Consider the following 12,589-nt stretch of genomic DNA (forward strand, 5'->3'; position numbering starts at 1 on the left):
AATTGGCAAATTAACTAATTGACACATTAAAAAGACACATTCAAACTATGTTAACAAAAGAAGATATAGCAAAACGAATTGCAAAAGAAGTTAAAGACCGTTATTTCGTAAATCTTGGAATCGGAATTCCGACTTTGGTAGCGAATTACGTTCGAGAAGATATAGCAGTTGAATTCCAAAGTGAAAATGGTGTTCTCGGAATGGGACCTTTTCCTTTTGAAGGAGAAGAAGACGCTGATATTATTAATGCAGGAAAGCAAACTATTACCACGCTTCAGGGTGCCAGTTTTTTTGATTCGGCATTTAGTTTCGGAATGATTCGCAGCCAGAAAGTAGATTTGACTATTCTAGGCGCAATGGAAGTTTCAGAAAACGGAGATATTGCCAACTGGAAGATTCCAGGGAAAATGGTAAAAGGAATGGGAGGCGCAATGGATTTGGTGGCTTCTGCCGAAAATATCATTGTTGCCATGATGCACGTGAACAAAGCAGGAGAGTCAAAAATCTTAAAAAGATGTACTTTGCCATTAACAGGCGTAGGATGCGTTAAAAAGGTTGTAACGGAGCTCGCGGTTCTCGAAGTAACAGAAAAAGGTTTTAAGCTCTTAGAAAGAGCACCAGGTGTCTCAGTCGAGCATATCATCGCTTCGACTGAAGCTGATTTAATCATCGAAGGCGAAATTCCTGAAATGTCGATTTAGAAAAATACAGCCACAAAGGCACAAAGACTCAAAGTATTTTTTAAGTAAAAGTAAAAACCGCCCAATAAGGCGGTTTTTTTATAATAAAAACTTTGAGTCTTTGTGCCTTTTTGGCAAAACACAAAATATTATAGATTGAAAGAAGCTCCTAAACTAAAAGTAGCTTGATTATTCAAATGATAAAATGGATCATTGTTTGAACCGTATTTTGCAATTGGAAATCCGATTTCTGTGAAAACACCAAATCCGTCAGTAAAGAAATAGCGACCACCAACATGTCCTCCAAAATTATGCAAACCTAAGCTTAAACCAGGATAAACGTCCAATTGTTCCACTCCAATTACACTAGATAAGTTCGCATTTATTCTTGCTTTTGCATCAAAACGATCACCGAAATCTGGTTTTGCATCGCCGTAATAAACTGTACTGCCGTGGTAAAAACCATTAAAATTATCAACGCCTAATAAGTAGTTTGCAACAAAACCAAATGAGAAATTTTCTCCTAAACCAAAATCAATAGATCCTTGAATTCCAGACCCACCATCTTGAAGGTTAGCTCCAACATTTACTCTTGTGTCACCTTTTCCTGTAAAGGCACTTTGTGCATTAATAAATCCGAATGATACTAAAAACAAGAGTGTAAAAACCTTTTTCATAAACTTTAAATATTAATTATTTTGCTGGGCAAATGTAATTTTTTTATCAATTAATTCCTACCCTTTTCATTGAAATACAATTCGTTTAACGGCTCGCTTTGCCAGTATTCTTTGGTGTCGACATCCATAATCGTAAGCGGACCTCTAAAGGCAGCACCCGTATCAACATTCCAAACACAAGCTTTGTTTACTGGAACCGTTTTTCCTATTCTGGTAACAGGAGTATGTCCGATGTAAACTTCTTTATAAACGGTAAATCTTTTAGGATAGTGTAAATCGTCTTCCTTTAATTTTGGGTCTAATGAAAGTGCCGTTTCCCAAAGTGTTCTGTCCCAATAAAATAGTTTTGAAAAATATTCCCATTTTACACCATTTAAATTGGTAAAACCTGCGTGAACAAACAAACGATTCTGATCATCAAGGTAATAATCTTGAAGATTTTCCAAGAATTCGATATGAGCTTTCTTTTTATCAGCCGAAATTTTAGCGTAACCTTCAACAGTTGCTTTTCCGCCGTGCTTGTACCACATTTCTTCATCAAAGTCATCATTTCGTTCTTCCAGCCAGTCTAATGCCAGCTGATCGTGATTCCCTCTTATGCAGATGCAGTTTTGTTTGCTTTTTAAATCAATCAAATAGTCGATCACTTCAACAGACTGACTCCAGCCGTCAACATAATCGCCCAAAAAAATTAGAGTATCTTCTGTGGTAACTTCGGCTCTTTTCATCACTTGTTCAAGTGCAAGTAATCCGCCATGAATGTCACCTATAACAAATGTTCGCATTATTTAATTTTTCGAGTAGAAGAACAAAAATAAAAAGAATTATTGGTTTGCACTCACCTAATTTATATTCTTTAAAAATTGATACTATTTATAACTATTTCGGGTGCATTTTTATTGCTTTCCTTTTTAAATTTGCAAAATGTCTGAAATAGCTACATATAGAAAAATTATTCATATCGATATGGATGCTTTTTATGCGTCTGTAGAACAGATGGATAATCCAGATTTGCGTGGGAAACCTTTGGCAGTTGGTGGTTCAGAAAATAGAGGAGTTGTGGCAGCAGCTAGTTATGAGGCTCGAAAATTTGGTGTTCGAAGTGCTATCAGCGGAGTTTTGGCCAAAAAATATTGTCCCGATATTATTTTTGTGCGTCCCAGATTTGATCGTTACAAAGAGATTTCATCCAAAATTCATAAAATTTTTAATGAGTATACTGATTTAGTGGAACCTCTTTCACTAGATGAAGCTTATCTGGATGTTACTCATAATAAAAAAGGAAATCCGAGTGCAAGTTTGTTAGCAGAAGAAATTAGAATGAGAATTTTTAATGAAGTTGGTTTAACGGCTTCTGCGGGAATTTCGATTAATAAATTTGTGGCTAAAATTGCGAGTGATTACAATAAACCAAACGGACAGAAAACGGTAAATCCGGATGAAGTAGAAGCTTTTTTAGAAGATTTGCCCATTCGAAAATTTTATGGAGTAGGGAAAGTAACTACTGAAAAAATGTATCAGCTTGGTATTTTTACGGGAACAGATCTTAAAAGTAAATCCTTAGAGTTTTTAGAGAAACACTTCGGAAAATCGGGTGCATTTTATTATCATGTAGTACGTGGCATTCACAATAGTGAAGTAAAATCATCCAGAATTACCAAATCAGTTGCCGCAGAACATACTTTTGACGTTAATCTTTCTTCTGAAATTTTTATGATTGAGCAACTGGAAGGAATTGCAGCTTCTTTAGAAAAACGACTCGAACGACATAAACTTTCAGGTAAAACTATAACACTTAAAATAAAATACAGTGATTTTTCGCAACAAACCAGAAGTAAAACGCTTCCTTACTTTATCTCCGATAAAAAATTGATTATGGAGAATATACAAGAATTATTATACCAGGAAAAAATGAAAGATTCTGTAAGATTGCTCGGTATTTCGTTAAGCAATCTGAACAATGAAATTAAAAAAGAAGTAGTGGTTCAGTTAAAATTTACGTTTTGATAACATTTTCAATGCTTAAAAGAGTATTAATGATACTTATTGGGAGGATTTTTCCTCTATCTTTGGATAAAATATTTATTGATCATTTAAATTGTATTTTACATGAAAAATAAAAATTCCGACGATTTTTTACAACGAAACACGGTTCCAATTCTGTCATGGGATTTTCACCATGAATATATAAAAGAACTGAAAGCTTTAACGGATGATCTGGAAAGAGTAAGTAAAATTTCTAGTGAGTTTACTTGGGATGAAAAAAAACTGAATATCAGCGAAAGAATCAAAGATGAAGTTGTTTTGATTACGGATCTGGATTTAAGAATAGTTTTCGCGTCAAGCGGAATCAAAAAAATGACGGGTTATAAAGAAGAAGAGATTCTCGGTAAAACCCCAAAAATGTTTCAGGGACCAGCAACTTCTAAAAAAGATTTAAGAGAAATTAGAGCAGCAGTAAAGAAGAAGATTCCTTTTGAAAAAACGCTTGAAAACTACCGTAAAAACGGTAAAACGTATAAATGTAAAATTGATGCTTCGCCAGTTTATAAATTAAATGGCGAAATATCGCATTTTATAGCTTTTGAAAAACAGGATTTAAGTGCTTAGTTTTTTTGCCACGAAGGCGCTAAGACACGAAGATATTTTTAAATAAAGAAAAAATAAAAGCCACCTATTGGTGGCTTTTATTTATAAAAAAACTTTGTGTCTTAGCGCCTTCGTGGCAAATTCTATTATAAATCAGCAAAGAAATCATTTCCTTTATCATCTGTAATAATGAATGCTGGGAAATCTTTAACGGTGATTTTACGAACGGCTTCCATTCCTAATTCTTCAAAATCAACCACTTCAACTTTTAGAATGTTGTCTTGAGCTAAAATAGCAGCAGGACCTCCGATAGAACCTAAGTAGAATCCGCCGTATTTGTTGCAGGCATCAGTTACTTGTTTGGTACGGTTTCCTTTTGCCAACATAATCATGCTTCCGCCATTTTTTTGGAATTCATCTACATAAACGTCCATACGCCCAGCAGTTGTTGGTCCGAAACTTCCTGAAGCCATTCCGTCTGGAGTTTTTGCAGGACCAGCATAGTAAACAGGGTGATTTTTGAAATACTCTGGCATTGGTTTTCCAGCGTCTAACAATTCTTTGATTTTTGCGTGAGCAATATCTCTCGCAACAATTACAGTTCCGTTTAGTTTCAAACGCGTTTTAACTGGATATTGAGATAATTTAGCTAAAATATCAGCCATTGGTTGGTCTAAGTCAATTTCTACAGGAGCTTCTAAATGCGGTGCTGTTTCTGGTAAAAATTGTTTCGGATTTACTTCTAATTGCTCAACGAAGATTCCGTCTTTCGTGATTTTTCCTTTGATGTTTCTATCTGCAGAACAAGAAACTCCCAATCCAACTGGACAAGAAGCCGCGTGACGAGGCAAACGAATTACACGAACGTCGTGCGTGAAATATTTTCCTCCAAATTGTGCTCCAATTGCACTTTCCTGGCAAATTTTCTGAACTCTTTCTTCCCATTCAAAATCACGGAAAGCCTGACCAGACATATTTCCAGAAGTTGGAAGATGATCATAATATCCTGCAGAAGCTTTTTTAACAGCGCTTAAGTTGGCTTCTGCAGAAGTTCCGCCAATTACCAAAGCTAAATGGTATGGAGGACAAGCAGAAGTTCCTAAATCTTTGATTTTTGTACGAATGAATTCGTCTAATGATTTTTCATTCAACAAAGATTTTGTCTGTTGGTATAAGTATGTTTTGTTTGCAGATCCTCCACCTTTTGCCATAAACAAAAAGTCGTAAGAAGTTCCTTTTTTAGCATAAATATCAATTTGTGCCGGAAGATTTGATCCTGAATTTTTCTCTTCAAACATCGAAATCGGAACAATCTGCGAGTAACGTAAGTTTCTTTTTTGGTAAGTATTAAAAATTCCGCGGCTTAACCATTCTGCATCATCAACACCTGTAAAAATGCTTTCGCCTTTTTTAGCCATAACAATTGCCGTTCCCGTATCCTGACAGCTTGGTAATTGACCTTCAGCAGCAACAGAAGCATTTTGAAGCAAATTGTAGGCTACAAAACGATCGTTATCTGTAGCTTCTGGATCATCAAGGATTTTTCTAAGTTTTTGCAAATGAGTCGTTCTTAGCATAAACGAAACATCTGTTAATGCCTCTTCTGCTAATAATTCTAAACCTTTTGGATCAACGGTTAAAACTTCGCGTTCTCCAAATTGTTCCACTTTCACAAAATCTGAGGTGATTTTGCGGTACTGCGTATCATCCTTTAAGATCGGATAAGGATCTTGGTATATAAAATCAATCATTGCTTTGTTTTTTCACAAAGTTAGAAAGAATTTATTTTAGAAAGAGTTTGAATAAGCGTTCTGGAGCAGTTTATTCCTGACTGTTAAACTGATCAAAAGTCATCTTCTTTTGAAAGTAAGCTTTGTCTTTTGCCGATAGTAATTTCTTGCTCCATTGGTTACCTTTCAATTCAAAAGAAATTGAATCAGAATGTGTTAGGATTCCCATGTCCATGTTTTCATCTTCATCTGCTGGTACAAATGCAACAGTTTTGCAATAAAAAGATTTTGGATCTGAACTTTTTGATGGATTAGCGATTTCTACCCAACTTCCCCAACCACTGTCAGATAGTGTATTCCATTGATGAACAAGCTGTAAGCTATTGTTTTTTAAGTAATATAAATAGTTGTCATGCGTATAACCACAAGCAGGATATCCCACTGAAATATGTATGAAAGGCGAATTTTTGGAAGTTTCAGATGTCAATCCATAAGAAGCCATCCAGTCTGAACCTTTTTCAAAACCTTTAATTGTAACTTTTGAAGATCCTGTTTTGCTTTTATTCTGATAAAAATCCAGTCGGTATTTTACGGTTACAATGCTGTCTTTGTCTGCTTGCTGTTCTACCAAATTGGCTAAAATGTAGTCTTTTGAAGATTCTTCGCCATTAACATAAATTGCAACGGTATCCGTTTTTATGATTTTTTCATCTGCCGAAGTGTCGATAGATTCCATTGGAATTTCCTGAACAACCGGTAATGCTGCAATTTCTGAATCTGTGGTTTTTGTTTTTTGGCATCCGATTAGTAGGATTGAGAAGAGGAGGGCTTGTATTTTCATGGTATTATTGTTCTAATAGTAAAACTAAAAGTTTTTTCTTTTGATAAAGTTCTGCCAGTGATATTTTTTCGCCATTGAAGTAAAAAAGTTGGTCTTCAAATTTTACTTCATTAGGATCAATTAAAAAACAGTAGTTATCACGATCGTTTAAAACGCTCAGGTTATCATAATTCAATTCGATTACTTCAACATATTTGATGATATTGAGCTTATGTGCTTCTTCCAGAGTTACTGGCGTACTTTCATCATATCTAAAAAAGAATTTTTCACCACCTCCAGGCATTCCAAACCAAGGCATTGCTTTTCCTGATACAAGATTGATGTAATCTGGAGCTTCATTGATCACAAATAAACGTTGGTTCATTGTTTGAAAGAATTCAGGAAGAGATTTGTTTTCAAAAGCTTCTTTTTCTCTCCAGAAATAAATTCCCTGATTTTGCCATGACGGATTCTGAAAGTCTTTTTCGGTTTCAGAATCAGAATAATGCATATACAATTCTCTTGGCATAAAAGTCAAGATAGAATCGTTTATAAGCCAGTCGATTTTATTGGGTTCAAATTGATTTTCCTCAGACTGCGTATTTTCCAAAGGTTGTGCTTCTTCTGTAAATTTGGACTGCTCAGAAGAAGGCTCTTCTTTGACCGTTTTAACTTCCTTTTCCTTGCCGAATAATTTTTTAAATAAATTCATATTTTGAGCTTTTATGAAATGAAATTAAAAGAACCAAGTTGCTACAAATATTGCTGTAATTACACAAATTAAATCTACTAAAAGCATTGTGCCTAAAGCATATCTTGTATTTTTGATGTTAACTGAACCAAAATATACCGCAATTACATAAAATGTACTTTCGGCACTGCATTGAAAAATACTGCTTAATCTAGCAGTTAAAGAATCGGCGCCAAAGGTATTCATTGAATCAATCAAGAAACCTCTAGATCCCGCAGAACTAAACGGACGAAGCATTGCAACAGGAAGTGCGTTAGTGATTTCTTTGCTTACGCCTAAGTTAGAAAACACAAATCCGATTGCGTCACTAATGATTTCGAATAAACCACTATTTCTGAATAGTGAAATGGCTACTAACATTCCTAAAACGTACGGAAAAATAGTAACTCCCGTTTTCACTCCGTTATTTGCTCCAACTACAAAAGTGTCGAAGACTGTTGTATTAGCATCTTTAAATTTCTGTTCATGTCTGAAAGAAAAAATCAGGGTAAAAGCAATAATCGCCAATAATATTAATCCAGAAAGGTTTGACGTAAAATAGTTTTTTCCAATTAAATCCAAATGATTCACATACATCAGCAAACCAACAATAGCGGCAATTAATCCCATTAAACCAATTAGAAGCGAAGCACTTTTAAAATTGATTTTTTGTTTGATTCCGACAATTAAGAAAGCAGCGATAGTTCCTATGAATGAAGTAATGATACACGGAAGCATAACATCGGCAGGATTACTGGCATTTGCAGCAGCACGATATCCAATAATCGAAGTGGCAATTAAGGTCAAACCAGAAGCGTGAAGACACATAAACATAATTTGTGCATCGCTGGCTTTGTCTTTGTCAGGGTTTATTTCTTGTAAACTTTCCATGGCTTTCAATCCAAAAGGTGTTGCAGCCGAATCTAATCCCAAGAAATTAGCAGCAAAGTTTAAAGTCATGTACGATATCGAAGGGTGATTTTTAGGAATACTTGGAAACACTTTTACAAATACTGGACTTAACGCTTTTGCCAATTTTCCAGAAGCTCCAGAAATGATTAGAAGTTCCATTAAACCACAGAAAAAGGCCAAGTAAGCAATTAGAGGCAGAATTAAATCGACCAAAGTGCTTTTACAAGTTGGTAGTAAACCATCAGACTTTTGAAGTCCGCTGTAGATTTTTACAGTTTTGTTTTTAAAAACGTAAGTTGTGTCGGCATTAAGCGTATCACGATTGATAATCATGGTTTGATCTGGCGCTTTTTTAATGCTGTCTTTGATGAAAGTAGGAAGTTCTTCTACATATTTTTCAGAAACTAAAATCGGATCATCTTTTTTTCCATTTAAAACAGAATCAATGGTATAAGTATTGGCAGTAAATAAACTGACTACAATAAAAAGAATCGAAGAAATAAAAATAACTAACCAAAATCTGCTTAATACCATAATTACATTTTTTTGTAAATGTAATTATTTAGCGATAAAATGCATAAATATTTTGTTTTTGATGAAGAATTTGATGGGTTGTAAATGAGAAATAATGACAAATGAGGTTAAATTTATATGTCGCCCTGCTGGGGCTCTTTATTATGTGGATTTTTTGAGCTATAAATATTTCGCTCTTCCAGAGCTTTTTGAGTGAGAGCAATTTGAAAGAATTTGGCAGTTCTGGAAGAGTGAAATTTTTATAGAAATCAAATTGGAAAATAATGAAAAACTTCAGCGGAGCGATATGCCAAAGAAAGTATATTATAAATTTAAAAAAATCCAATAGCTCTAGAAGAGCGAAATATTTATAGAAAATAAAATCTAAAGACAACCAAAAGCTCCAGCGGAGCGACATAATAATGAATTATTCAATGGTAATTTTCATTTCCAAATAATTCTCAAAAGCTTTAATTCCTTCAAATAAAATCTCTTTTTTAGAATTTTCGGTTTCATTAAAAAATTCTGTTTCTATTTTGACGTAATCTTTTTTAATGGTTCTTTTCCAGATTCCAATCACTTTTCCGTTTTCTAAAATGATGGGTTTAAAAATGCCATTATTGGTAAAAACTTTAGATTGATGTTCTGTATTGAAAGAAGCTTCACGTGTTTTATATGAAATTAAAATCTCATCAAACGCCGGAAGAAAATGAACGCTTTCGTGAAAGTCATTCTCTTTAGTGTCCTCTTTTTTAAACCAATATAGCTGATTGTCAATAGAGACAGAGTTTAATTGCAACTCTATTGCGTTAATTGCATTCTTGCAGATTGTTGGCGCAAAACCAGACCACCAAGAGAAATCAAGCAGGGTTGCGGGGCCATGACTTTCAAAATAACGTTGGGCAAGTTTTGCCAATGCTTCTTCTTTACTTAATTTGGATTTTGGTTTAGAAACCCTTTCTTCGAGCAAAGCATAAGTAATTTGTTTGCCTTTCATTCTTCCGTTGCAGACTAAACCATCCAATTCGGCATTCATCATAATGGCAGCACTTAGGAAATCTTCCTTTGAGGTTTTTTTGATATCAAGTTCTTGCATGATTTCATCACGTGTCAAATGATTGTTTCCTGCGAGTAGTTTTTCGATAGAAGAATTGACCTGATTAAGCTTCTTCTCGTCATAGCCAAATTTTTTAGCTGCAGAATTGGTGAAACGTTTTACTTGTGGAGCAGATAGTTCAAGCATCCAATAAATATCATCAGGAGAAACAAAATGCCACGTTGGACGCAAAATATGGGTTCGAATAATCTTAGCCGAATTTACAGCTTCCTCAATCTCTTTTTCTGATGAATCGCAACGAGAACCAATCGCCCATTTTGCCATGGCGTAATCCTGCGCCTGCATGGCACCAAAATGTTTTACCACTTCTTGTGGAGAACAAGGGCTAGTTTTGTACAACTTTTGAGCAACCAAACGATGATGTGAAATTTGCTCGTGCGTCATTTTGTAAACCATATAAGTGATATAAGTAATTCTAGTTTTTAAAACCTTAGCACCTCAGCGTCTTAGAGTCTTAGGACCTCAAAAAACTAAACATGAATAATCTCCTCATCAATCAATAAATCTTCTCTTCTTAATCGGAGAAAAACCTGAGCTACGGCAATTGTATCCTTTTCACAGTAGGTTATAATTCGGTCAATGTCTTTTTCGACATAATATACATGACCAACTTGGCTTCCGTCAATATCGCCTTTTGGCGATGGGACACCGAGAATCTTGGTTAACAGTTTTAAAGAAGTAAAATGTTTGTAATCGCCAAACTTCCATAATTCTAAAGTATCCAGATGCGGAATTTCCCAAGGTTTTTTGCCGAAAAGGTTTAATTTGTCAGGAATCGGCATTTGATTGATGATCATTCTTCTGGCAATAAACGGAATGTCAAACTCTTTTGAGTTGTGTCCGCACATTAAATGCTGCGGCTGATTGAAATGATTGTTGATCAGATTTGAAAAGTCTTTCAGGATTTTCTTTTCGTCACCAAAAAAAGAAGTCACTCTAAAGTTTCTAACATCTCCTTTGATGGTAAAAAAGCCAACAGAAATACAGATTATCTTTCCAAACTCAGCCCAAATTCCTGCACGTTCGTAAAATTCTTCAGGAGAAAAATCGTCTTTTCGCTGATATTGCGTTTTCGAATCCCAAAGCGATTGCATTTCCGCGTCAAGCGAATTGAAATTCTCTTCTTCAGGAACGGTTTCTATATCCAGAAAGAGAATGTTATTGAGGTTTATTTTTTCAATCATAATTTTTTTGCCACGAATTACACGAATTTACACAAATTCTTTTTAAGATAAATATAAAGCGATAAGGTTTAATGCGGAATTTTACTACTTTTTATTGGGGAAGATTTATAAGTTTTAAACTTAATTGGCAAAAAAACTAAAACAGACTTTGTTGTGCAGAAGGTGATTCATGTTCCAAAAGCCATTTTTTGCGTGATAATCCGCCGGCGTATCCTGTTAAAGATCCATTTGTGCCGATAACACGATGACAAGGAATAACAATCCAAAGCGGATTTTTACCATTTGCCGATGCTACGGCGCGGATTGCTTTTACATCGCCAAGCTTTTTGGTCTGATCCATGTAACTTACCGTTTTTCCATACGGAATCTCTAATAACGCTTTCCATACTTTCTGCTGAAATTCGGTGCCTTTTGGGTTTAATTTTAGATCGAAATCGGTTCTTTTGCCTTCAAAATATTCATTTAGCTGTAAAACGGCTTCTTTCAAAACTTCTGGAATTTCTGTAGAAACTTCATTTGTTCCAACATCAGAAACAGAAATTATGGCAATACCATCTTCATCTCCAACTATTTTGGTGATTCCTAAAGGTGAATTGATGAAGACTGTTTCCATAGTTTAAATGCAAAAGCGCGAAGAGTTTCGCAAAGTTCGCGAATTTTTTTTGAACCATATAAGTCATATAAGTTCATTTAATTCTCTAAAACTTAAATTACTTACATCACTTATATGGTTTAATAATTGTTCATTCTAAATTTATAATCTAAAACACTTTCAATTTTTTCGCTTGAAATCACTTTTTTGATGTTAGATTGCTGTGAACTGAATTTCGGTAATGGCAAATTCATTTCAATTGCTTTTTGAGTATAATATACTTTTCTTGTAGGATGAAAAGGTGCTACGGCATTAAAAGTTTCATTCCATTTGGATTGATTGATGATGGCTTCAATGATTTCAATACAATCTTTTTGATGAATTAAATTTACAGGCGCATCTGGATTTTCAATGTTTTCCTTTCCGGATAAAAATTTAATAGGATGACGGTCTTCGCCGATTAATCCGCCGAAACGTAGAATTGTGGTTTCAAAGTTTTTATTTTCTTGAAGAAGATTTTCTGCCAACAGCAATTGTTTTCCGCTTTCTGTTTCGGGATTTGGAATGCTTTCTTCGATTATTTTACTGTTATCATCGCCATAAACCGATGTTGAACTTACAAAGAGAACTTTCTTAATTTTTGATTTTTCTATGAAAGGAATTAGATTTTCGATTTTTTCAACAAAAAGTTTCCTTTCAGAATCAGGGTTTGCAGCTCGCAATTTTGGCGGAATGTCTATAATTAGAATTTCGCTCTGCGCTAAAAAATCAGCGATATTTTCAGAAACACTTTCGCTTTCAACAGTTACTAAAAACGGATTTATTCCAGCACTTTCTAAAATAGAAAGTTTATGTTCAGAAGTTGTTGATCCATTTACTGAATTTCCAATTTCAATTAACTTTGTTGCTAAAGGAAATCCGAGCCAGCCACAACCTAATATGCTTATTTGTTTCATTTTTTTGTTTTGAGGTGCAAAGTAACAAAGGTACAGAGTTGCAAAGTTTTTTGAGCTATAAAGAAAAAGGCAGATTTTAAAATCTGCCT

The 12,589-nt window shown here is 34.6% G+C and carries 13 protein-coding genes; 3 read left to right on the plus strand and 10 right to left on the minus strand.

The genetic code is table 11. The features are described 5' to 3' along the window. Nucleotides 1-47: 47 nt before the first annotated feature. The gene (locus tag NQQ59_RS19725) at nucleotides 48-701 is read left to right on the plus strand and encodes a 3-oxoacid CoA-transferase subunit B (RefSeq protein ID WP_144216641.1); all 654 of its coding nucleotides are present in this window, start codon (nucleotides 48-50) and stop codon (nucleotides 699-701) included. A 128-nt stretch (nucleotides 702-829) separates the two neighbouring features. Here the strand turns inward: NQQ59_RS19725 and NQQ59_RS19730 are convergent, their stop codons facing one another. Together NQQ59_RS19730 and NQQ59_RS19735 are read right to left on the minus strand one after the other, a co-directional pair. Beyond that, on the minus strand, nucleotides 830-1,357 hold the full coding sequence (locus tag NQQ59_RS19730; protein WP_144216643.1) for a DUF6646 family protein: 528 nt from the start codon (nucleotides 1,355-1,357) through the stop codon (nucleotides 830-832). A gap of 50 nt (nucleotides 1,358-1,407) precedes the next feature. After that, nucleotides 1,408-2,142, minus strand: a complete 735-nt coding sequence (locus NQQ59_RS19735) for a metallophosphoesterase family protein (protein WP_144216645.1) — start codon at nucleotides 2,140-2,142, stop codon at nucleotides 1,408-1,410. A gap of 139 nt (nucleotides 2,143-2,281) precedes the next feature. Here NQQ59_RS19735 and dinB point away from each other — a divergent pair, with 139 nt between their 5' ends. Further along, on the plus strand, nucleotides 2,282-3,364 hold the full coding sequence (gene dinB / locus NQQ59_RS19740; RefSeq protein WP_144216647.1) for a DNA polymerase IV: 1,083 nt from the start codon (nucleotides 2,282-2,284) through the stop codon (nucleotides 3,362-3,364). A 102-nt stretch (nucleotides 3,365-3,466) separates the two neighbouring features. Beyond that, nucleotides 3,467-3,967 (plus strand): PAS domain-containing protein, encoded by a 501-nt coding sequence (locus NQQ59_RS19745; RefSeq protein ID WP_144216649.1) that lies wholly within the window; start codon nucleotides 3,467-3,469, stop codon nucleotides 3,965-3,967. Between the two features lie 125 nt (nucleotides 3,968-4,092). Here NQQ59_RS19745 and NQQ59_RS19750 read toward each other — a convergent pair whose 3' ends face one another. From NQQ59_RS19750 to NQQ59_RS19785, 8 genes are all read right to left on the minus strand, one after another. Beyond that, nucleotides 4,093-5,697, minus strand: a complete 1,605-nt coding sequence (locus NQQ59_RS19750) for a fumarate hydratase (protein ID WP_144216651.1) — start codon at nucleotides 5,695-5,697, stop codon at nucleotides 4,093-4,095. 70 nt (nucleotides 5,698-5,767) lie between these two features. Then, nucleotides 5,768-6,517 (minus strand): hypothetical protein, encoded by a 750-nt coding sequence (locus NQQ59_RS19755; protein ID WP_144216653.1) that lies wholly within the window; start codon nucleotides 6,515-6,517, stop codon nucleotides 5,768-5,770. Nucleotides 6,518-6,521: 4 nt separating this feature from the next. Then, complete coding sequence (locus NQQ59_RS19760) at nucleotides 6,522-7,208, minus strand: hypothetical protein (protein ID WP_144216655.1); 687 nt, start codon at nucleotides 7,206-7,208, stop codon at nucleotides 6,522-6,524. Nucleotides 7,209-7,232: 24 nt separating this feature from the next. Next, nucleotides 7,233-8,672 carry a nucleoside recognition domain-containing protein gene (locus tag NQQ59_RS19765; RefSeq protein ID WP_144216657.1) on the minus strand — a complete coding sequence of 480 codons (1,440 nt, stop codon included), beginning with the start codon at nucleotides 8,670-8,672 and terminating at the stop codon, nucleotides 7,233-7,235. Nucleotides 8,673-9,078: 406 nt separating this feature from the next. Further along, a complete protein-coding gene (locus NQQ59_RS19770) occupies nucleotides 9,079-10,152 on the minus strand; it encodes a winged helix DNA-binding domain-containing protein (protein ID WP_144216659.1) in 1,074 nt (357 codons plus the stop codon). Nucleotides 10,153-10,238: 86 nt separating this feature from the next. Beyond that, entirely contained in the window at nucleotides 10,239-10,952 is a 714-nt protein-coding gene (locus NQQ59_RS19775) for a 3'-5' exonuclease (RefSeq protein ID WP_144216661.1), read from the minus strand. A 136-nt stretch (nucleotides 10,953-11,088) separates the two neighbouring features. Then, nucleotides 11,089-11,565 (minus strand): methylated-DNA--[protein]-cysteine S-methyltransferase, encoded by a 477-nt coding sequence (locus NQQ59_RS19780; RefSeq protein ID WP_144216663.1) that lies wholly within the window; start codon nucleotides 11,563-11,565, stop codon nucleotides 11,089-11,091. 119 nt (nucleotides 11,566-11,684) lie between these two features. Next, nucleotides 11,685-12,500: a Rossmann-fold NAD(P)-binding domain-containing protein gene (locus tag NQQ59_RS19785; protein ID WP_144216665.1), complete on the minus strand. Its 816-nt coding sequence runs from the start codon at nucleotides 12,498-12,500 to the stop codon at nucleotides 11,685-11,687. Nucleotides 12,501-12,589 lie beyond the last annotated feature (89 nt).

Source organism: Flavobacterium panacis (assembly GCF_024649945.1).
GTDB lineage: Bacteria > Bacteroidota > Bacteroidia > Flavobacteriales > Flavobacteriaceae > Flavobacterium > Flavobacterium panacis.